General features: G+C 71.5%; 22 protein-coding genes and 1 riboswitch. Of the genes, 11 read left to right on the forward strand and 11 right to left on the reverse strand.

The genetic code is table 11. The annotated features are described in order from the left end of the window. Entirely contained in the window at positions 1-1,251 is a 1,251-nt protein-coding gene (locus tag ACIA8D_RS01055) for a metallophosphoesterase (protein ID WP_399227809.1), read from the reverse strand. A gap of 12 nt (positions 1,252-1,263) precedes the next feature. After that, a complete protein-coding gene (locus ACIA8D_RS01060; RefSeq protein WP_399227810.1) occupies positions 1,264-1,506 on the reverse strand; it encodes an SCO4848 family membrane protein in 243 nt (80 codons plus the stop codon). Between the two features lie 109 nt (positions 1,507-1,615). Between ACIA8D_RS01060 and ACIA8D_RS01065 the strand changes: the two genes are divergently transcribed. Next, on the forward strand, positions 1,616-2,851 hold the full coding sequence (locus ACIA8D_RS01065) for a D-alanyl-D-alanine carboxypeptidase family protein (RefSeq protein WP_399227811.1): 1,236 nt from the start codon (positions 1,616-1,618) through the stop codon (positions 2,849-2,851). On the opposite strand, the gene ACIA8D_RS01070 is transcribed toward ACIA8D_RS01065, so the two are convergent. Then, complete coding sequence (locus tag ACIA8D_RS01070; protein WP_399227812.1) at positions 2,838-3,788, reverse strand: YihY/virulence factor BrkB family protein; 951 nt, start codon at positions 3,786-3,788, stop codon at positions 2,838-2,840. The genes ACIA8D_RS01065 and ACIA8D_RS01070 overlap by 14 nt on opposite strands. Before the next feature lie 101 nt (positions 3,789-3,889). Here ACIA8D_RS01070 and ACIA8D_RS01075 point away from each other — a divergent pair, with 101 nt between their 5' ends. Together ACIA8D_RS01075 and ACIA8D_RS01080 are read left to right on the forward strand one after the other, a co-directional pair. Continuing rightward, entirely contained in the window at positions 3,890-5,287 is a 1,398-nt protein-coding gene (locus ACIA8D_RS01075) for an FAD-binding protein (protein WP_399227813.1), read from the forward strand. Positions 5,288-5,324: 37 nt separating this feature from the next. Beyond that, positions 5,325-6,080 carry a decaprenylphospho-beta-D-erythro-pentofuranosid-2-ulose 2-reductase gene (locus ACIA8D_RS01080; RefSeq protein ID WP_399227814.1) on the forward strand — a complete coding sequence of 252 codons (756 nt, stop codon included), beginning with the start codon at positions 5,325-5,327 and terminating at the stop codon, positions 6,078-6,080. A gap of 13 nt (positions 6,081-6,093) precedes the next feature. Here the strand turns inward: ACIA8D_RS01080 and ACIA8D_RS01085 are convergent, their stop codons facing one another. Together ACIA8D_RS01085 and trpS are read right to left on the reverse strand one after the other, a co-directional pair. Next, positions 6,094-6,678 (reverse strand): 2'-5' RNA ligase family protein, encoded by a 585-nt coding sequence (locus ACIA8D_RS01085; RefSeq protein WP_399227815.1) that lies wholly within the window; start codon positions 6,676-6,678, stop codon positions 6,094-6,096. Positions 6,679-6,740: 62 nt separating this feature from the next. Beyond that, positions 6,741-7,757 (reverse strand): tryptophan--tRNA ligase, encoded by a 1,017-nt coding sequence (trpS, locus tag ACIA8D_RS01090; protein ID WP_399227816.1) that lies wholly within the window; start codon positions 7,755-7,757, stop codon positions 6,741-6,743. 341 nt (positions 7,758-8,098) lie between these two features. On the opposite strand from trpS, the gene ACIA8D_RS01095 reads away from it, so the two are divergent. After that, positions 8,099-8,671: a hypothetical protein gene (locus ACIA8D_RS01095; RefSeq protein ID WP_399228049.1), complete on the forward strand. Its 573-nt coding sequence runs from the start codon at positions 8,099-8,101 to the stop codon at positions 8,669-8,671. 424 nt (positions 8,672-9,095) lie between these two features. On the opposite strand, the gene ACIA8D_RS01100 is transcribed toward ACIA8D_RS01095, so the two are convergent. Further along, positions 9,096-10,538 carry a glycine hydroxymethyltransferase gene (locus ACIA8D_RS01100; protein WP_399227817.1) on the reverse strand — a complete coding sequence of 481 codons (1,443 nt, stop codon included), beginning with the start codon at positions 10,536-10,538 and terminating at the stop codon, positions 9,096-9,098. 32 nt (positions 10,539-10,570) lie between these two features. After that, positions 10,571-10,657: riboswitch (ZMP/ZTP riboswitch) on the reverse strand. A 129-nt stretch (positions 10,658-10,786) separates the two neighbouring features. On the opposite strand from ACIA8D_RS01100, the gene rocD reads away from it, so the two are divergent. After that, the gene (rocD, locus tag ACIA8D_RS01105) at positions 10,787-11,992 is read left to right on the forward strand and encodes an ornithine--oxo-acid transaminase (RefSeq protein ID WP_399227818.1); all 1,206 of its coding nucleotides are present in this window, start codon (positions 10,787-10,789) and stop codon (positions 11,990-11,992) included. A 16-nt stretch (positions 11,993-12,008) separates the two neighbouring features. On the opposite strand, the gene ACIA8D_RS01110 is transcribed toward rocD, so the two are convergent. The 3 genes from ACIA8D_RS01110 to ACIA8D_RS01120 form a co-directional block, all read right to left on the reverse strand. Further along, entirely contained in the window at positions 12,009-13,211 is a 1,203-nt protein-coding gene (locus ACIA8D_RS01110; protein WP_399227819.1) for a glutathionylspermidine synthase family protein, read from the reverse strand. Between the two features lie 17 nt (positions 13,212-13,228). Further along, on the reverse strand, positions 13,229-13,570 hold the full coding sequence (locus tag ACIA8D_RS01115) for a hypothetical protein (RefSeq protein ID WP_399227820.1): 342 nt from the start codon (positions 13,568-13,570) through the stop codon (positions 13,229-13,231). Between the two features lie 84 nt (positions 13,571-13,654). Continuing rightward, positions 13,655-15,082: a PLP-dependent aminotransferase family protein gene (locus ACIA8D_RS01120; protein ID WP_399227821.1), complete on the reverse strand. Its 1,428-nt coding sequence runs from the start codon at positions 15,080-15,082 to the stop codon at positions 13,655-13,657. A 46-nt stretch (positions 15,083-15,128) separates the two neighbouring features. Here ACIA8D_RS01120 and ACIA8D_RS01125 point away from each other — a divergent pair, with 46 nt between their 5' ends. Genes ACIA8D_RS01125 through ACIA8D_RS01135 form a run of 3 tightly spaced genes read left to right on the forward strand, consistent with a single transcriptional unit; the run spans position 15,129 to position 16,803 of the window. Further along, positions 15,129-15,638, forward strand: a complete 510-nt coding sequence (locus tag ACIA8D_RS01125) for a carboxymuconolactone decarboxylase family protein (protein ID WP_399227822.1) — start codon at positions 15,129-15,131, stop codon at positions 15,636-15,638. Further along, positions 15,635-16,084 carry a carboxymuconolactone decarboxylase family protein gene (locus ACIA8D_RS01130; protein ID WP_399227823.1) on the forward strand — a complete coding sequence of 150 codons (450 nt, stop codon included), beginning with the start codon at positions 15,635-15,637 and terminating at the stop codon, positions 16,082-16,084. Before ACIA8D_RS01125 ends, ACIA8D_RS01130 begins: the two co-directional genes overlap by 4 nt. Continuing rightward, positions 16,081-16,803 carry an isocitrate lyase/phosphoenolpyruvate mutase family protein gene (locus ACIA8D_RS01135; protein ID WP_399228050.1) on the forward strand — a complete coding sequence of 241 codons (723 nt, stop codon included), beginning with the start codon at positions 16,081-16,083 and terminating at the stop codon, positions 16,801-16,803. Before ACIA8D_RS01130 ends, ACIA8D_RS01135 begins: the two co-directional genes overlap by 4 nt. A gap of 187 nt (positions 16,804-16,990) precedes the next feature. On the opposite strand, the gene ACIA8D_RS01140 is transcribed toward ACIA8D_RS01135, so the two are convergent. Next, entirely contained in the window at positions 16,991-17,785 is a 795-nt protein-coding gene (locus ACIA8D_RS01140; RefSeq protein WP_399227824.1) for an SDR family NAD(P)-dependent oxidoreductase, read from the reverse strand. Positions 17,786-17,890: 105 nt separating this feature from the next. Here ACIA8D_RS01140 and ACIA8D_RS01145 point away from each other — a divergent pair, with 105 nt between their 5' ends. Continuing rightward, complete coding sequence (locus ACIA8D_RS01145) at positions 17,891-18,502, forward strand: TetR family transcriptional regulator (RefSeq protein WP_399227825.1); 612 nt, start codon at positions 17,891-17,893, stop codon at positions 18,500-18,502. Here ACIA8D_RS01145 and ACIA8D_RS01150 read toward each other — a convergent pair. Further along, complete coding sequence (locus ACIA8D_RS01150) at positions 18,499-18,792, reverse strand: ATP-binding protein (RefSeq protein WP_399227826.1); 294 nt, start codon at positions 18,790-18,792, stop codon at positions 18,499-18,501. The two genes, ACIA8D_RS01145 and ACIA8D_RS01150, sit on opposite strands and share 4 nt — an antisense overlap. 140 nt (positions 18,793-18,932) lie before the next feature. Between ACIA8D_RS01150 and ACIA8D_RS01155 the strand changes: the two genes are divergently transcribed. Both ACIA8D_RS01155 and ACIA8D_RS01160 read left to right on the forward strand, forming a co-directional pair. Beyond that, on the forward strand, positions 18,933-19,298 hold the full coding sequence (locus ACIA8D_RS01155) for a Scr1 family TA system antitoxin-like transcriptional regulator (RefSeq protein ID WP_399227827.1): 366 nt from the start codon (positions 18,933-18,935) through the stop codon (positions 19,296-19,298). Then, a complete protein-coding gene (locus ACIA8D_RS01160) occupies positions 19,283-19,474 on the forward strand; it encodes a DUF397 domain-containing protein (protein ID WP_399227828.1) in 192 nt (63 codons plus the stop codon). The genes ACIA8D_RS01155 and ACIA8D_RS01160 overlap by 16 nt, the downstream gene beginning before the upstream one ends. Positions 19,475-19,694: the final 220 nt, after the last annotated feature.

Genomic DNA, 19,694 nt, shown 5'->3' on the forward strand with positions numbered 1-19,694 from the left:
TCAGGCCTGCTTGGAAGCCAGCTGCACCACGGTGATGTCGGACGGCGCGCCCACCCGCACCGGCGGCCCCCACGCGCCCGCGCCCCGACTGACGTACAGCTGGGTGTCGCCGTACCGGTCGAGGCCCGCGAGGGTCGGATTGCTGGCGGCCGCGACGAAGTTGCCCGGCCACAGCTGGCCGCCGTGGGTGTGCCCCGAGAGCTGGAGGTCGACGCCGTGCTGCACGGCCTGATGGATCATCACGGGCTGGTGGGCCATGAGGACGGAGGCCCGGGAGGTGTCGCGGTCGCCGAGCGCCTTCGCGTAGTCGGGACCCTCGCCGTAGTTCTCGCCCGCGATGTCGTTGACCCCCGCGAGGTCGAAGGCGCCGATGTCGGCGCGCGCGTTCTCCAGCGGGCGCAGGCCGAGCTCGCGCACGTGGTCCACCCACGGGTCGGCGCCCGAGAAGTACTCGTGGTTGCCGGTGACGAAGTACGTGCCGTGCCGGGCACTGAGCCGGGCCAGCGGGGCGACGGCGGGCGCGAGGTCCTCGACGCTCCCGTCGACGAGGTCGCCCACGACGGCGATCAGGTCGGGCTGCGTGGCGTTGATCGTGTCGACGACATTCTCGGCGAAGCCCCGGCCGAGGACGGGCCCGAGGTGGACGTCGCTGACCACAGCGATCCTGAACCCGTGGGCGGCGCGCGGCAGTTTGGCCAGCGGTACGGTGACCCGCTTCACCGTCGGGCCGCGCAGCACCCCGTACGCGCCGCCTGCCACGACTCCGGCGGCGGCCAGGGTCGCGGCGGCCCCGACGGTCCTGGCGAGGACGAGACGGCGGGTGGGGGCGAGCGGGCGGCCGACCGTGTCGTCCAGGACGCCGACCACCGGGTCGAGCTGCGGCAGCTCCGTCAGTTCCGGCACCGGGATCGGATCCACGCGGGGTGCGGGCCGAGCGCCCATCAGCCGCGCCAGCACCGGCCGCACGACCTCCCCCACGAGCAGCGCGAGCAGCAGATAGAGCGCGAACGCCAGCCACAGGAACCCGGGCCAGGCCAGCACCTGTTGCAGGAGAAACGGCGCACCGCCCCGCTCCGCCCCGAGGGCCGCGAACACCAGCACGGGCCCGGCGACGAAGACGAGGGTGCCGATCCGTCTGGGCCACCCGCCCTTGGCGGTCGTCTCGCGCACGAGACGGCGCCACGCGTAGTAGTGCAGGGCCGCGAACGCCGCGAGGACGGCTGCGGCGACGAGAACGAAGACGACGACCATCTGCCCGGACGCCTATGAGGTCCGACGCAGTGCGCGCACGGAACGCAACCCGATGCCCCCGACAACCGTCCCCAATACGAAGGAGACGACGGCGAGCGTCAGATGCACCCAGAAGTACGCGGTCGGATCCCCGGCGTCGTCGAAGGCGAGGCCGCTGCCGTCCTTGACGAGGTTTTTGACGAAAGTGATCCAGATGACCCAGCTCCACACCCCGAAGGCGAGCAGGAACCAGGACACGGGGCGGCTGAGCTTCATGCCCTCAGTATCGCCGCGCGGCCTCGCACACCGCCGCCGGGGTGGGTCGGGGCGAACACAGGACGCCGCGGTGGAGACTTACAGGGCGGGTACAGGTACCTTCACCAGCGTGCCCGACTCCCACGCTGCGCGACCGACGTCGCACTTCAAGAAGGCCGCGGTGCTGTTCGCCGCCTCCGCCCTGACGATCACCGGAGCGCTGCCCGCGGCCGCCGCGGACAAGGACAAGGACAAGGCCGACAAGCCGCCCGCGTCGATGTCCCGGGTGGGCGGGGCCCAGTTGGGGAAGCCGGGCACGCAGGTCAACCTCCAGGGCGGCGCGCCCGTCCTGCCGAAGGATCTGACGGCGAAGTCCTGGCTGGTCGCGGACGCCGAGTCGGGCGAGGTGCTCGCCTCGCACAACGCGCACTGGGAGCTGCCGCCGGCCTCCACGCTGAAGATGCTGTTCGCGGACACCGTGCTGCCGAAGTTCCCCAAGACGACGACGCACAAGGTGGTCCCCTCCGACCTGGCCGGGATGGGCGCGGGATCGAGCCTCGTCGGCGTCAAGGAGGGCTTCACGTACTCGGTGCACGATCTGTGGCTCGGCGTCTTCCTGCGCTCGGGCAACGACGCGGTGCACGTGCTGTCCGCCATGAACCAGGGCGTCGCGCAGACCGTCAAGGACATGCAGGCGCACGCCGACGAGCTCCAGGCGGGCGACACCCACGTCGTCAGCCCCGACGGCTACGACATGCCGGGGCAGCACTCCTCCGCGTACGACCTCACGCTCTTCGCCCGGTCCGGGCTGCACAAGAAGGACTTCCGGGAGTACGCCGCGACGGCCACCGCCGAGTTCCCGCTGAAGGAGAAGAAGGGCAAGACCACCAAGCGCTTCGGCATCCAGAACACCAACCGGCTGCTGACCGGCTCCTTCGGGCTGCCCGCGTACAAGGGCATCGCGGGCGTGAAGAACGGCAACACGACCAACGCGGGCGCCACGTTCACGGGCGTCGCCGAGCGCGGGAACCGGGTGCTGCTCGTGACCGTGATGAACCCGAAGGCCAAGGAGAGCCAGGCCGTCTACAAGGAGACCGCGCGGCTCTTCGACTGGGGCTTCCAGGCGGACGGCAAGGTCTCCCCCGTCGGCCATCTCGTCCAGCCGAGGAGCAAGACGCCCACGGGCTCGGCGTCCCCGGGCTCCGGCGACGCGGGCGCCAAGCCGGCCGCGCACGCCGCCGTCACCTCGGGCGGCTCCAGCGGCGTCGGGATTGCGCTCGCGATCATGGGCGGGGTGCTCGTGGTGCTCGCGGGTGCGGTGTTCGTGGTGCGCAAGAAGTGGCCGCTGAGGATCACGAAGGGCTGATGTCCTCCGCTTCCTGCTCGGCCTTCTCCTCCGCCTTCTCCTCCGCCTTCGCCTCCGCTTCGGCCTCCGCCTCCTCGGTCTTGCGCAGGCCCTTCCGGCCGGTCGCCGTCCAGGCGGCGCAGAACAGCAGCAGTTTCGCGGTGAAGTTGATCCACAGGAGCAGGGCCACCGGCGTACCGAAGGCCCCGTACATGCTCTTCGCCGCCACGTCCTTCATATAGCCGCTGAGCACCAGTTTCAGCAGCTCGAAACCGGCCGCCCCGATCAGTGCCGCGGTGATCAGATCGCGGCGGCCGGGCTGTACTCCGGGCAGCAGGGCCAGGACGTACAGCAGGATCAGGAAGTCCGCGAGGACCGCGATCCCGAAGGCGGCGGCCTGGAGCAGTATGCCGCCCCAGCCCGCCTTGTCGATGCCGATCTGGTCGGCCGTCCAGTCGACGGCCGTGTTCGCGAGCGTGGACGCCGCGATCGACACGATGCCCGCGAGGCCGAGGCCGACGAGGACCCCGGCGTCCTTGAGCTTGCGCATGATCGCGTTCTCGTCGGGGTCGGGCAGCTCCCACACGTCCCGCAGGCACTGCCGCATCGAGCCGACCCAGCCGACACCCGTGAACAGCAGCAGCGCTCCCGCGATGAGCCCGATCGTGCCCGCGTTGTCGACCAGCGCCCCGATGTCCAACTGGTTGGAGATGCCCGGGACCTGATCGCTGAGCGTCTGCTCCAGCTTCTTCTGCTGGTCGGGGCCCATGGTGCCGGCGGCCACCGCCGCACCCACGGTGAGCAGCGGGAACAGCGCGAGGAAGCTGATGAACGTCATCGCCGCCGCGAGCTGGGACCAGCGCACCTCGTCGAGCCGTTCGTAGGCGTGCCAGGCGTGTGTCCGCATCAGCCGGGCGAACAGCGGCCCGACGACGGGGAGTTTCTTCAGCCAATCCATGATCCCAGCCTGCCCTCCATTCCCGTCTCGATCACCCGTTCCGGTGAGGGGCCGCTAGGTTTACGACAAACTTCGCACCTTCGGGCGATACGGTCACGGTCATGGTTGCCGACCCCGCTACCGACCCCGTATCCACTCTCCCCGCCCTCCCGCACTCCGTACCGGTCAGCGGCTGGGGCCGCACCGCCCCCACCTCGGCCCGTGTGATCCGCCCCCGCTCCTACGAGGACGCGGTCCTCGCGGTCCGGGACTGCGCCGCCACGGGGCGCCGGGGCGGCATCGCGCGGGGACTCGGCCGGGCCTACGGGGACGCGGCGCAGAACGCGGGCGGAGCCGTCCTCGACATGACGGGGCTCGACCGGATCCACGCCATCGACGCCGCGGGCGGCACCGTGCTGTGCGACGCGGGCGTGTCGCTGCACCGCCTCATGGAAGTGCTCCTCCCCCTCGGCTGGTTCCTGCCGGTCACCCCCGCCACCCGCTACGTCACGGTCGGCGGGGCGATCGGCGCGGACATCCACGGCAGGAACCACCCCGCCCGCGGCTCCTTCGCCCGCCACGTCCCCATGCTCGAGCTCCTCACCGCCGACGGCGGGGTACGCGTCGTGGAGCGCGGCAGCGAGCTGTTCGACGCGACGGCCGGCGGCATGGGCCTGACCGGGATCGTCCTCACCGCGACCGTCCAACTCCAGCGCGTGGAGACGTCGCTGATGTCGGTCGACACCGAACGGGCCGCCGACTTCGACGACTTGCTGGCCCGGCTCGCCGACACGTCCCACCACCACTACCGCGCCGCCTGGGTCGACCTCCTCGCCCGCGGCGCCGCGACCGGCCGCGGCGTGCTCACGCGCGCCGAGCACGCGCCGCTCGACGCGCTGCCCGCACGGGCTCGCAGGACCCCGCTGGAGTTCCGCCCCGCGCGGCTGCCCGCGGCCCCGGACTTCCTCCCCGACGGACTGCTCGGCAGTACGAGCGTCGGCCTGTTCAACGAGCTCCGGTACCGCAGCGCGCCCCGCGTCCGCACGGGCGAACTGCAAAAGCTCTCCACCCACTTCCACCCGCTCGACAGCGTCCCGCACTGGAACCGCCTCTACGGGCGCGGTGGCTTCGTGCAGTACCAGTTCACCGTCGGGCACGGCGAGGTGGAGGCGCTGCGCCGCATCGTGCGCCGGATCGCCGGGCGCCGCTGCCCGTCCCTGCTCGCCACCCTCAAGCGCTTCGGCGAAGGGGACCCCGGCTGGCTGTCGTTCCCGGTGCCGGGCTGGACGCTCGCGCTCGACATCCCGGCGAACCTGCCCGAACTTGGCGCTCTGCTCGACGAATTGGACGAGGAGGTGGCCGCCGCGGGAGGTCGGGTCCACCTCGGCAAGGACTCCCGGCTGCGGCCCGAGCTGCTCGCCGCCATGTATCCGCGCCTCGACGACTTCCGCTCGCTGCGGGCGCGCTGGGACCCGCGGGCGGTGTTCCGCTCGGACCTGTCACGGCGCCTGAACCTGTGACCCGCCGCCCGCCCGACCCGCCTTCCTGGAGCCCCCGTTGAAAGACGCCTTCGGCACTCCCCAGTCCCTGCTCGTCCTCGGCGGCACCTCCGAGATCGCGCTTGCGACCGCCCGCCGCCTCGTCGCCCGCCGCACCCGCACCGTGTGGCTCGCGGGCCGCCCGTCCGCCGCGCTCGACGAGGCCGCCGCCGGTCTGCGCGCCATGGGCGCCGACACGCGTACGGTCCCCTTCGACGCGCTGGACCCCACCGCGCACGAGGAGACGCTCGGCAAGCTCTTCGCCGAGGGCGACATCGACATGGTGCTGCTCGCGTTCGGCATCCTCGGCGACCAGGCCCGCGACGAGGACGACCCGATGTCGGCGGTCCGCGTCGCCCAGACCAACTACACGGGCGCCGTCGCCGCGAGCCTCGTCTGCGCGCGGGCGCTCCAGTCCCAGGGCCACGGCTCGCTCGTCGTCCTGTCGTCGGCCGCGGGCGAGCGGGTCCGCCGCGCCGACTTCATCTACGGCTCCAGCAAGGCGGGCCTCGACGCGTTCACGCAGGGCCTCGGGGACGCGCTGCACGGGACGGGCGTGCACGTGATGATCGTCCGCCCCGGCTTCGTACGGTCGAGGATGACGGCCGGGCTGGCCGAGACGCCCCTGGCCACCACGCCGGAGGCGGTGGCGGTGGCCATCGAGACGGGGCTGCGGCGCAGGTCGGAGACGGTGTGGGTGCCGGGGACCCTGCGCGTGGTGATGTCGGCGCTGCGGCATGTGCCGAGGCCGGTGTTCCGCAGGCTGCCGGTCTGAGCCGTACGGAGGGTCAGCTCGCGGGCAGCTTCGGGCCGCGGGTCGTGCGGCCCGAGGTCTGGGAGGGCAGCGCGGACGTGCCGAAGGCGAAGTCCCGCAGCTTGCGCCACACCCCGTCGGCGCCCTGCTCGTAGAGCGCGAAGCCGGTGCACGCCCAGGCCGCCTCGTACTCGGCGAGCTCCGCGAACGCGCGGTCCATCAGGTCCTCGTCGATGCCGTGCGCCACGGTCACGTGCGGGTGGTACGGGAACTGCAGCTCGCGGGAGACCGGGCCCGACGCGTCCCGCACCTGCTTCTGCAGCCAGGTGCAGGCCTCGGCGCCCTCGACGACCTGCACGAACACGACGGGTGACAGCGGCCGGAACGTGCCCGTGCCGGACAGCCGCATCGCGAACGGGCGCCCGCCGGAGGCCACTTCCTCCAGGTGCGCCTCGATCGCCGTGAGGTCGCCGCTGTCCACCTCGGTCGGCGGGAGCAGGGTGATGTGCGTGGGAATGCCGTGCGCCGCGGCGTCGCCGAAGCCCGCGCGCCGCTCCTGGAGCAGGCTGCCGTGAGGCTCCGGGACCGCGATCGAGACACCGATCGTTACGGTCCCCACGTCATACTCCTGTCGTCTTGTGGCGGGCGGGCGGCTGCGTACGGAACGCTTCGGTACTCGGCTCAGTGCTTGGCGGGCAGGAAGCCGACCTTGTCGTAGGCCTGGGAAAGGGTCTCCGCGGCGACGGACCGCGCCTTCTCCGCGCCCTTGGCCAGGATCGAGTCAAGCGTCTCCGGGTCGTCCAGATATTCCTGCGTACGGGTCCGGAACGGTGTCACGAAGTCCACCATGACCTCGGCCAGGTCCGTCTTCAGCGCACCGTACATCTTGCCCTCGTACTTCTCCTCCAGTTCCGGGATACCGGCACCGGTGAGGGTGGAGTAGATGCTGAGCAGGTTGCTGACGCCCGGCTTGTTCTCCGCGTCGTAGCGGATCACGGTGTCGGTGTCGGTGACGGCGCTCTTGACCTTCTTGGCGGTCGCCTTCGGCTCGTCGAGCAGGTTGATGAGGCCCTTCGGCGTGGACGCCGACTTGCTCATCTTGATCGACGGGTCCTGGAGGTCGTAGATCTTCGCCGTCTCCTTGAGGATGTACGGCGCCGGGAGCGTGAACGTGTCGCCGAAGCGGCCGTTGAAGCGCGTGGCGAGGTCGCGGGTCAGCTCGATGTGCTGCCGCTGGTCCTCACCGACCGGCACCTGATCAGCCTGGTACAGCAGAATGTCGGCGACCTGGAGCACCGGATACGTGAACAGTCCGACGCTCGCCCGGTCCGCACCCTGCTTCGCCGACTTGTCCTTGAACTGCGTCATGCGGCTCGCCTCGCCGAAGCCGGTGAGGCAGTTCATGACCCAGGCCAGCTGCGCGTGCTCGGGCACGTGGCTCTGCACGAACAGCGTGCAGCGCTCCGGGTCGAGCCCCGCGGCGAGCAGCTGCGCGGCGGCGAGCCGGGTGTTCGCCCGCAGCTCCTTCGGGTCCTGCGGCACGGTGATCGCGTGCAGGTCCACGACCATGTAGAAGGCGTCGTGGGACTCCTGCAGCGCCACCCACTGGCGGACCGCGCCGAGGTAGTTGCCGAGGTGGAACGAGCCGGCGGTGGGCTGGATACCGGAGAGCACACGAGGGCGAACATCAGAGGCCATGTGCCTCATTGTCTCAGGTGCGCCACACAGCTCCGCAGCGGCCAAAGGTCCTGCGCGGCGTGGCTGCGGTGTGAGATGCGCCCTGGGATGCGGCCTGGTCGTTGTCGGTGCCCGCCGGTAGCTTGACGATGTGGCGGGAGTCACGCGGGGGCGTGTCGACGGGAGTGGCGATGCAGGGGGGACGAGGGGGTGGGGCCCGGCGGGTCCGGAGGCTGCTCGTGGCGGTGCAGGGTGAGCGGGCGGCTGGACTTCGGTGGGGGCGGGGGCTGCTTGTTGTGGTGGCGCTGATGGTCGCGGCGGCGCCCGCGGCGTGGGCGCGGCCGACCGATCCGAGGTCGGGAATGGACGTGCCGGATCTGGCGGTGGTGATCGCGCCGGGTGCCCCGGCGGGGCCCTCGGTGGCCCTGCACAGCGAGGACCGGAACTTCGACCGTCTTGAGCGCCTGACGACGGGGTTCGACACGGTGACCGAGCGGGTGCCGGACGACTGGCAGGAGGGGCACTTCCCACCCGTGGTGGCCACGATCGTGTGGGGCCTGACCGGTGTCGCCGGCTGGCCCCAGACCCACCGCGCGCCCGGCACCGACACGGCCATCGAGCGCCAGGACCAGCTGATCCTCGCGGAGGACGGCACGCCGTGGATCCGCACGGATCCGATGGTCGACGTGAACGACGACGACCTCCGCTGGCACCACGCGTCCCGCCCCCTGGTCGACCAGCTGACACGCTCCGGCGTCTTCCCGACCCCCCATCCCTCCGGTCAGCGCCCCGACCGGAACCCGGTGTGGTGGGGCCTTGCGGGCCTGTCCGCGGGCCTCGCCGCGGCGACGGCGGTGTGGTGGTGGCTCCGCTCCCGGGGGCCACGGGTTCCCCGGGACCCACGGGGGCCGCGCCAGCAACTGGTCGACCTTTAGGCGGCGGTTTCCGGTGTGCGGTGGTGGGAGTGCCGGGGGTTTCGCAGTGCCGCGGGCTTCGTCACGCGAGACGCGGGCTGCACGGGGAGCCATGTCACGCGATCGGTACGCCGCGAGGCATCTCGCCGACTGCACCGGCGCTACGGTCCCGTGCCGCCGGTGCCGGTATTTCAAGCCCCTGCGGCGATTGAGCAGCGGGGCCCGGGGCAGAGCCCCGAGACCGCAACACCGGTGCCGGTAAATCAAGCCCCGTCGGCGGACGAGAGCCCGCGGAGCCCCGAGGCCGCGACGACGGTGCGGCGAAATCAGCCCCGCCGGCGCTTGAGGCGCGGGGCCCGGGGCGGAGCCCCGAGGCCGGAGGACGGGGGGCCGTCACGAACGGACGGGGCACAGCCCCGTGACGCCCGCCCCGCCCCGGAGGGGATCAGCCCAGGTCGATCTGGCCGTACAACGGGAACCCGGCCAACAGATCCGCCGCCCGGTGGGCCACCTCGTCCGCGACCTTCGGCTCCAGCACGTGACTCGCCTTCGACACCGCCCCGGACTTCGTGGTCCCCGGCTCGGAGGCCGTCAGTACACGATCCATCAGCCCCGCGATCTCATCCATCTCACCGGTACCGAGCCCCCGCGTGGTCAACGCCGGCGTACCGATCCGGATCCCGGACGTGTACCAGGCCCCGTTCGGGTCCGCCGGAATCGCGTTGCGGTTGGTGACGATGCCGGAGTCGAGCAGCGCCGACTCGGCCTGGCGCCCCGTGAGGCCGTAGGAGGACGCCACGTCGATGAGGTTGAGGTGGTTGTCGGTGCCGCCCGTGACCAGCGTCGCGCCGCGCCGCATCAGCCCCTCCGCCAGCGCCCGCGCGTTGTCCACGATGCGCTGCGCGTAGTCCTGGAACGCCGGCTGCCGCGCCTCCGCGAGGGCGACCGCCTTGGCGGCCATGACGTGCGGCAGCGGCCCGCCGAGCACCATCGGGCAGCCCCGGTCGACCTGGTCCTTGAGCGAGTCGTCGCACAGCACCATGCCGCCGCGCGGCCCGCGCAGCGACTTGTGCGTGGTCGTGGTGACGATCTGCGCGTGCGGCACCGGGTCGAAGTCACCGGTGAGCACCTTGCCGGCGACGAGCCCCGCGAAGTGCGCCATGTCGACCATGAGCGTGGCGCCCACCTCGTCGGCGATCTCCCGCATGATCCGGAAGTTCACGAGCCGCGGGTACGCGGAGTACCCGGCGACGATGATCATCGGCTTGAACTCGCGGGCCTGCGCGCGCAGCGCCTCGTAGTCGATGAGCCCGGTGGCGGGGTCGGTCCCGTACGACCGCTGATCGAACATCTTTCCGGAGATGTTCGGCCTAAAGCCATGCGTGAGGTGGCCGCCCGCGTCCAGCGACATACCCAGCATCCGCTGGTTGCCGAAGGCGCGCCGCAGCTCCGCCCAGTCCGCCTCCGTCAGGTCGTTGATCTGCCGCACCCCGGTCTTCGCGAGGAACGGCGCCTCGACGCGGTCGGCGAGCACCGCCCAGAAGGCGACCAGGTTGGCGTCGATGCCGGAGTGCGGCTGCACGTAGGCGTGCCGCGCGCCGAACAGCTCGCGGGCGTGCTCGGCGGCGAGCGACTCGACGGTGTCGACGTTGCGGCAGCCGGCGTAGAAGCGGCGGCCGACGGTGCCCTCGGCGTACTTGTCGCTGAACCAGTTGCCCATGGTCAGCAGGGTCGCCGGGGACGCGTAGTTCTCCGAGGCGATCAGCTTGAGCATCTCGCGCTGGTCGGTGAGCTCCTGCCCGATGGCGTCGGCGACGCGCGGCTCCACGGCGCGCACGACATCGAGGGCGGCGCGGTACGCGATGGATTCAGGGGTGGGGTCGGTCATGGGGGCAGCCTCCGGACACGGTCGGATCACGGGTGGTCGGCCCAGGCGCACGGCACACACTGCTCGGGCCGCTCCCCGATGGTCGATCCCATCCCAGCGCGCCAGTCACGGCCCTGCCCCTCACAGTACCGGGCGCGGCGCACGGCGAGGTTTCCGCGTCCACATCCCGAGCGACGATAGGAAGGGGCCACAAGCCCGCTCAACACGCTCGGCCCGCTCACCGCAGAGCCGCGACGAACGGAGATCCCGTGAGTGCCACCGAAACCGCAATCGCCCTCGCCGACGAGCACGGCGCGCACAACTACCACCCGCTGCCCGTGGTCGTCGCCACCGCCGAGGGCGCGTGGCTCACGGACATCGAGGGGCGCCGCTACCTCGACATGCTGGCCGGCTACTCGGCGCTGAACTTCGGGCACGGCAACCGCCGCCTGATCGACGCCGCGAAGGCCCAGCTGGAGCGGGTGACACTGACCTCGCGGGCGTTCCACCACGACCGGTTCGCCGCGTTCTGCACGCAGCTCGCCGAGCTGTGCGGCATGGAGATGGTGCTGCCGATGAACACCGGCGCGGAGGCCGTCGAGACCGCCGTGAAGACCGCCCGGAAGTGGGGCTACCGGGTGAAGGGCGTGCCGGACGGGCGGGCCAGGATCGTGGTGGCCTCCGACAACTTCCACGGCCGGACGACGACCATCGTCAGCTTCTCCACCGACGAGGAGGCACGCGCCGACTTCGGCCCGTACACGCCGGGCTTCGACATCGTCCCGTACGGGGACCTGGACGCGCTGCGGGCCGCCGTCACGGACGACACGGTGGCGGTGCTCCTTGAGCCGATCCAGGGCGAGGCGGGCGTGCTCGTCCCGACGCCCGGATATCTGGCAGGCGTACGGGAGTTGACGCGCGAGCGGAACGTCCTCTTCATCGCCGACGAGATCCAGTCGGGCCTCGGCCGCACCGGCCGCACCTTCGCGTGCGAGCACGAGGGCGTGGTGCCGGACATGTACATCCTGGGCAAGGCGCTGGGCGGCGGGGTCGTGCCGGTGTCGGCGGTGGTGTCGGGCAGGGACGTGCTCGGAGTGTTCCGGCCGGGCGAACACGGCTCGACGTTCGGTGGGAACCCCCTCGCGTGCGCGGTCGCCCTGGAGGTGATCGCGATGCTGCGCACCGGCGAGTTCCAGGAGCGGGCGGCGGAGCTGGGCGAGCATCTGCACGCCGAGCTGAGCCTGTTGACGGGTACGGGGAAGGTCACCGGGGTGCGCGGGCGCGGTCTGTGGGCGGGCGTCGACATCGACCCGTCGTTCGGGACGGGCCGGGAGATCTCGGAGAAGCTGATGGACCGCGGGGTCCTGGTGAAGGACACCCACGGTTCCACCATCCGGATCGCCCCGCCGCTGGTGATCAGCAAGGACGATCTGGACTGGGGCCTCGATCAGCTCCGCGCGGTGCTCGGCGCCTAAGTCCCGTCCGCACGGCTCACAGGATGACGTGGGGCAGGAAGCGGGCGTACTCGTCCGTGACCAGCCCCGCCGATTCCCGGATGCCCAGGCCGGCCGCCTCGTCCTCGACGACCCACGCGCCGAGGACGACGCGGTTGCCGTCGAAGTCGGGCAACTCGCTCAACTGCTGGTAGCAGCAGGGCTCTTCGGGTGTCTGCGGCACGACCCCCGGCTCGGAACCCGGCGCGTGGATCGTGACGCCCGCGCCCTCGCGGCCGAGCAGCGGCTTGGACACGTAGCCGGGGCCGTCGGCGGCCGCGAGTTCGCGCGGTCCGTCGAGGTAGGCGGGGAGCAGGTTCGGGTGGTCCGGGTACAGCTCCCAGAGGATCGCGAGCAGCGCCTTGTTGCTGAGCAGCATCTTCCAGGCGGGCTCGATCCACATCGTCGTACCCGTGCCGCCGCCGTTGTCGAGGCCGGCGATGACGTGCTCGGCGAACGCGTCGGTGGTCAGCCACTCCCACGGGTACAGCTTGAAGCAGCTGCGGATGTAGCGGAGTTGGTTGTCGACGAACCGTTCGGAGATGCTGTCCCAGCCGATCTCCTCCATGGAGATCCAGTCGGTGTCCAGGCCCGCCTGTTCGGCGGTCTCCTTCAGGTAGCCGACGGTCATCAGGTCCTCGCCGAGTTCGTCGGCCGAGGAGTGCGCGAAGTAGAGCGGGGTTCCCGGCGGGAGCAGGGCGGCCTGCTTCTTCCAGGCGTCGATGAGCCGCTCGTGGAGCGAGTTCCACTGGTCGGCGCCGGGGAACCGCTCCTCCATCCAGAACCACTGGGGCGACGCGGCCTCGACGAGCGAGGTCGGGGTGTCGGCGTTGTACTCCAGCATCTTCGCCGGGCCCGTGCCGTCGTACCGCAGGTCGAACCGGCCGTATACGGAGGGCAGTTCGGCCCGTCGCTGCCATGCCTCGGCGACCGCGGCCGCGACGCGCGGGTCGGTGATCCCGAGGTCGGCGAAGCGGTCGTGGGCGACGATGTGCTCGGCCGCGGCGAGGCACATCCGGTGCAGTTCCTCGACGACCTCTTCGAGCGCCTCGACCTCCGGGAGGGAGAACTCGTAGTAGGCGCTCTCGTCCCAGTAGGGGCGCAGCGAGTCGTCGGGGTAGCGGGTGAGCGGGTAGATGAGCCCCTGTTCCTCGACGGTCTGCTGCCAGCCGGGGCGCGGGGTGATGGTGTGTCGCTTCATCGGTGTCTCCGGCCGGCTCAGCCGCCGGAGCTTCCGCCCTTGCCGCCGCTGCCGAAGCCGCCGCGGGTGACGCCGCCGCCGGAGGACTTGCTGAAGGAGCCGCCGCCGACGCGGGTGCCCTTCTTGGAACCGCCGTAGTACCAGCTGCCGTTGACGGAGGACTTGCCGCTCGTGCTGGACGAGGACTTGCAGTACCTGTCGGAGACGACCTTGTAGCCCTTGGACGCGTTGTAGCTGTTGCGGTCGATGCAGCGCTTGTCCGCGTCGGACGAGCAGGCGGTGAGCGCGGCGGCCAGCAGGCCGACGCCGCCGAGCGCGACAGTGCCGGAGCGCAGGCGTCGTTGCGTGGTGTTGTCCATCGTGACGTTCTCCCCCGTTGTGATGCGTGTACGTCTGTGATGCGTGTACGTGTACCTGTACCTGCTACGTGCGTGTGGCCTGCCCTAGGGCAGGACGCGGCACAGCGTATCCAACGCGCCCGGCCACGCGTGGTCGGGCGGTGTGCCGTAGCCGACGACCAGGGCGTCCGGCGCCTGGGCCGTCGCGTCCGGGTGCCGGAAGGCGGCGAGGCCGTTGACGCCGAGGCGCTGCCAGGCGGCGGCCTGCACCACGGAGCGTTCGGTGCCGGGCGGGAGTCGCAGTACGGCGTGCAGGCCGGCGGCGATGCCGCTGGCGCGGACGTCCGGGGCGCGCTCGGCGAGGGCGGCGACGAGCTGGTCGCGGCGGCGCCGGTAGCGCAGCCGGGCGGCGCGCACATGACGGTCGTACGCCCCCGATTCCAGGAACTCGGCGAGGGTGAGCTGGTCGAGGACGCCGCAGGACCAGTCGGTGTGGCCCTTGGCGGCGACGACCTCGTCGACGAGCGGCGCGGGCAGCACCATCCAACCGAGCCGCAGTCCGGGGGCGAGTGACTTGCTGGCGGTGCCGAGGTAGACGACTCGGTCGGGGTCGAGGCCCTGGAGAGCGCCGACGGGCTGACGGTCGTAGCGGAACTCGCCGTCGTAGTCGTCCTCCAGGATCAGCCCGCCGGTGCGGCGCGCCCAGTCGACGGCGGCGGCGCGGCGGCGGGCGTGCAGGGCGACGCCGAGGGGGAACTGGTGGGCGGGGGTGAGCAGCGCGACCCCTTCGTCGCGCAACTCCCCCACGTCGGCGCCGAGTTCGTCGAAGGGCAGCGGCCGGGTACGGAGCCCGGGCCGGGTCAGATAGTCCCAGTGAAGATCGAGCCCGTACGACTCGACGGCGACGTCGCGCACGCCCCGCCGGTGCAGCACCTCGCCGAGCAGGATCATGCCCTGCACGAACCCGGCGCAGACAACAATGCGCTCCGGTGAGGCCTGGACGCCGCGGGCGCGGGCGAGGTAGTCGGCGAGGGCGCCGCGCAGTTCGGGGCGGCCGCGGGGGTCGCCGTAGCCGAGGGCCTCGTTCGGGGCGGCGGTCAGGGCGCGGCGGGCGGCCTTCAGCCATTCGGCGCGGGGGAAGGAGGCGAGGTCGGGGCGGCCGGGCTGGAGGTCGTAGCGGTATCCGCCGAAGGGCACGCGGTTCGTGGGCCGGGCCGGGGTCGGCGCCCGCCCCGGCCGTTCGGCCACCCGGGTTCCGGAGCCCTGCCGGGCGGTGAGCCAGCCCTCGGCGACGAGGTCGGCGTAGGCGTCGGCGACCGTGTTGCGGGCGAGGCCGAGGTCGGCGGCGAGGGTCCGGGAGGCGGGCAGCCGCGCGCCCGGGGCGAGCCGCCGGCCGCGGACGGCCTCCCGGAGCGCGTCGGTGAGCCCGCGCCGGACGCCTCCCGAGGGGCCGCCTCCCGAGGTGCCGGTGTCGAGGTGCAGATCGATGCCGAGCGCTCGCCCGGACGCCGAATTGGCCCAAGATTCTTCCACGTAAATGGACCATACTCCTGGGCTACTCCCTTCGTAGGCTCGCAGTATGACGAACAACGAGAACGGCACCGAGAACGCCCCGTACATGCACGAGCACACCCCCCGCCTCGACTGGCACCAGCACGCGCCCGAGGTCTTCAAGGCGATGATCCGGCTCGACGCGGCCGCCCGCGCGGGCGTGGACCCCAAGATCGCCGAGCTGGTCAAGGTCCGCGCCTCGCAGCTGAACCGCTGCGCGCTCTGCCTCGACATGCATACGAAGGACGCACTCGCGGCGGGCGAGAGCGTCGAGCGGATCATCCAGCTCAGCGCGTGGGAGGAGTCGAAGCACTTCTACACGGAGAAGGAGGTCGCGGCCCTCGAACTGACCGAGGCGATCACGGTCCTCACGGACGGCTTCGTGCCGGACGAGGTCTACGAGAAGGCGGCGAAGGTCTTCGACGAGAAGGAGCTGGCCCAGCTGATCGCCGCGATCACGGTCATCAACGCGTGGAACCGCTTCGGCGTCTCGACCCGCCAGTCGCCGGGCCACTACACGCCGGGCGACTTCAAGTGACGGTCCGTACTCGGGAGTTGGACGCCGGGGTCCGTACGGCGGTGCAGTCGCTGAGCGCGGCGTCGAAAAAGGGCCTCGGCGACCCGGCGCTGGCGGAACTGGTCTCCGTCCGGTCCTCCCAGCTCAACGAATGCGCGTTCTGCCTGGACATGCACGTCGACATCGCGGTCGACAAGCTCGGCGAGAGCCCGAAACGCATCGCGATGCTGGGCGCGTGGCGCGAGGCCGGCGACGTCTTCGACGACCGGGAAAGGGCTGCCCTGGCCCTGACGGAGGCGATTACGCTCCTGACGGACGGCGGCGTCCCCGACGAGGTGTACGAGGCAGCGGCGAAGCACTTCAGCGAACCCGAACTGGCCCACCTCATCGCGGCGATCACCGTCATCAACACCTGGAACCGGCTCATGGTGAGCCGCCGCATCGAACCAGGAGGCCCCGCATGGTGAACCCTGCCGCCGCACTGCTTGCCCTGCACCACGACCGCTCCCCCGGCGACCCACTGGTGCTGCCCGGCCCGTGGGACGCGGCGAGCGCCCGCGTCTTCGAGGAGGCCGGCTTCCCGGCGCTGGCGACGCCGAGCGCGGGGGTGGCCGCGTCCCTCGGTTACGAGGACGGGTCGACGCCCGCGGACGAGATGTTCGCGGCGGTCCGCCGGATCGTGCGCTCGGTGTCGGTGCCGGTGTCGGCGGACATCGAGGCGGGGTACGGCCTCGCGCCGAAGGAACTGGTGGAACGGCTCCTGGAAACGGGGGCGGTCGGCTGCAACCTGGAGGACTCCGACCACGCGAGCGGTGGCCTCAAGTCCGCGCAGCAGCAGGCGGACTGGCTGGCGGAGGTCCGCGCGGCGGCGGGCGACCGCGTCGTCCTTAACGCCCGGGTCGACACGTTCATCCGCGGCGCGGCGGACCCGATCACCGAGGCGATCGAACGGGCCCGCCTGTACGTCGCGGCGGGCGCGGACTGCGTCTACCCGATCGGCGCGCCGGCGGACGCGGTCCCGGCCCTGCGCGCCGCCATCGAGGGCCCGATCAACGTAGGCGCCCCTCCGGGCGGCCCGTCGCCGCGAGAGTGGGGCGAACTGGGCGCGACGCGGGTGACGTTCGGCCCTGGCTTGCAGCGGCGGGCCGCGGCGACTGTGCGGGAGATCGCGGAGAGCTTGCGCTGAGCGTCGGGGGGCGTGGGGTACGGGGTCCCGGCTGCGGGTGACGGCGCCGGGGCCCGTCTGTTTCCGGCCCCGTTCCTGTGACCTCTCCGACAGATCCTGGACCGTGCCGAAGCGGGCGCCGACGCCCCAGCACGCCATGCTCGCGCCGCGCACCAGGGCCCCGTAGGGTCCGGCCCGTGCGGTGGGGTCACGTACGGGACGTCATGCTGCCCATCGTCAGGACCCCGCGCCTGCGGCTCATGAGTCGGGTCGCGGCCGCCATCGCGCGGTTGCGGCGGCCCGAGACGGCGCTCGGTGGTGGAGTGCGGCGGTCCAGGGCCCGCAGGGCCTCCGTCACGACCTCCTGGGGCGTCTGGCGGGAGTCGGCGCCCGCCACCTCCGTGCCGACGGCGTCGAAGAACTCGGTCTCGGTCGCCCCCGGGGAGAGCGCGAGGACGCGCAGTCCGGTGCCGCGGGACTCGTACCAGAGCGCCTCGGTGAAGTGCAGCACGAACGACTTCGTGGCGGCGTAGACGGCCATGCCGGGGACGGGCAGATACGCGGCCATGCTCGCGACGTTGACCAGGACCCCGTTCCCGGACGCCCGCAGTGGCCCGATGAACGCCCGGCTGATGTCGACCAGGCTCGCGACGTCGACCTGAATCTCCTCGCGCAGGCGCTCCGGATCCTCCTCGTGGAACGGTCCGCTGGTACCGAAGCCCGCGTTGTTGACGACGCTCGTGACCTTGAGGCCGCGCCGCTCCGTCTCCTCCGCGAGCGCCCGTCCCGCTCCGGGCACGCTCAGGTCGAGAGGGACCGCCTCGGCCCGGATGCCGTGCTGCGCGGCGAGTTCGGCGGCCAGTTCCTCCAGCCGTTCCCGGCGGCGCGCGACCAGAACGACGTCCGAACCCCGCCCGGCAAGCCGGCGCGCGAACTCCGCGCCGATGCCGGAGCTGGCCCCGGTGATGAGAGTGGTCCGACCGCGGTAGTCGACGGCGTTCATGGGCTGCTCCTCCGGTGGTGGATGCCCGCATAATGGCACGCAAAGCCAAACTTGTCACAGGGTGCCAAGTAGGTACTGAGTGCAAGGCGCAGTAGGCTGCCGCTCATGACGGATCAGCAGGGGCGCCCGACGGGGCTGCGCGAGCGCACCCGGCGAGCGGTGCAGGCCGAGATCGTCGCCACCGCGATGCGGCTGTTCCTGGAACGCGGTTTCGAGGCCACGAACATGGACCAGATCGCCACCGAGGTCGGCATGTCGCGGCGCTCGCTGTTCCGCTACTTCGGCACCAAGGAGGACATCGTGCTCGGCGACCACGCCGCGCACGGACAGGTGCTGCGGGCCGCGCTGGAGGAGCGGCCGACCGACGAACCCCCGTGGCAGGCCCTCCGCGCGGCCCTGGTGGTCCTCCTGCGGTCCCTGCCGTACGACTCGGAGGACTTCCTCAAGATCACCAGCATGCTGCACGCGTCCCCCGCCCTCCGCGCACGCCGGGGCGAGAAGCAGCAGCAATGGACGGAACTGCTGGTACCGGACGTCGCCGCACGGCTCGGAGACGCCGACGACCCCAGGGTCCGGCTGCGCGCGCACGCCCTGGTCGCCTGCGCCGTGACCTGCTCGGACGTCGCCCTTGAGGCCTGGGTCGACAGCGGCGGCGCCGTCGGCGTGGAGGACGCCTTCGACGAGGCGGTCGCGGCGGTCCGCGACCAGACCGTTTAGGCCGGCGAGTAGTTGAGCCCCAGTTCGAACCACACCGTCTTGCCCACGCCTGTCTCCCGCGGCCGCGTTCCCCACGCGCCCGCGAGCAGCACCACCAAGGTCAGGCCGCGGCCCGACTCCTCCCCCGCCGACGGCGTGCGCACGGCGGGGAGCGTGGGGCTCGCGTCCGTGACCTCTACGCGGAGGCGGGTTGCCGTCTCGCCGGACAGGAACGCGCGCGCCCAGATCTCGCGGCCCGGTGGGACCTTCGCGTGGCGGTACTGCGGCAGCCAGATCAAGATGTGGCGCACGGAAGCGGGGGTCGACCGCGAGATACTGGCCAAGGAGGCCGGTTACGGCTGCGAGTACGTGAAGTCCATGGAGAACGGCCGCCGAAAGCCCACGGTGCGGCTGCTCCAGATCGCAAAGGCGCTGCTCGAGCGGCAAGAGCGTGCTGTTCAATTTCGTCCTGTACGAGGCGGCACTCCGGTCGCAGCTGGGCGGGCCCGAGGTGATGGGCGGGCAGCTTCAACAGCTGCTGAAGTGGGGCGAGTTGCGCAACGTGCCGATCCAGGTGCTACCGGTCGGCAGAGAGTGCGGTGTCGTGCTCGGCGGGCCCATCGTCCTGCTGGAGACTCCGGAACACGAGCACTATGCGTACGTGGAAGCGCCGCAAACCGGTGTGCTGTACGCGGATCCGGCCCGCGTCAGCGCGCTCACGCAACGGCATGGAATGACCCGCATGTACGCGCTCAGCGTCGTCGAATCAGCCGAGTTCATCAGAGAGGTGGCTGAGGCACCGTGCCCCCGACCCTGACGTGGTTCAAATCCAGCTACAGCGACGACGAAGGCGGCAACTGTCTCGAAGCCGCCCGGTCCTCCGCCCCCACCCGCATCCACGTCCGCGACTCGAAGCTCGGCCCTCAAAGCCCGGCCTTCACCGCCACCGCGACCGCATGGAACGCCTTCCTGACGCACGCCCGTGCCGCCTGAGCTTCGAGCCCCGGGACCCGAGCTTTGCTTTTGAGGAATGGGAGGTCGGGTCTCAACCCACCCTCCCTCCCTGCCCGTTGGCCAGGATTCATGACTTTCCGCGATCAGGTTGCGACGCAGGGTTGCGAACCTCTAGCGTTCGCGGCAACAAACAACCCCGGCCGGGTGCTACCAACACCCGCCGGGGTCTGACCACCAAGACCGTAAGAGGCGATCTCGT

Source organism: Streptomyces sp. NPDC051684, assembly GCF_044453445.1.
Taxonomy (GTDB): domain Bacteria; phylum Actinomycetota; class Actinomycetes; order Streptomycetales; family Streptomycetaceae; genus Streptomyces.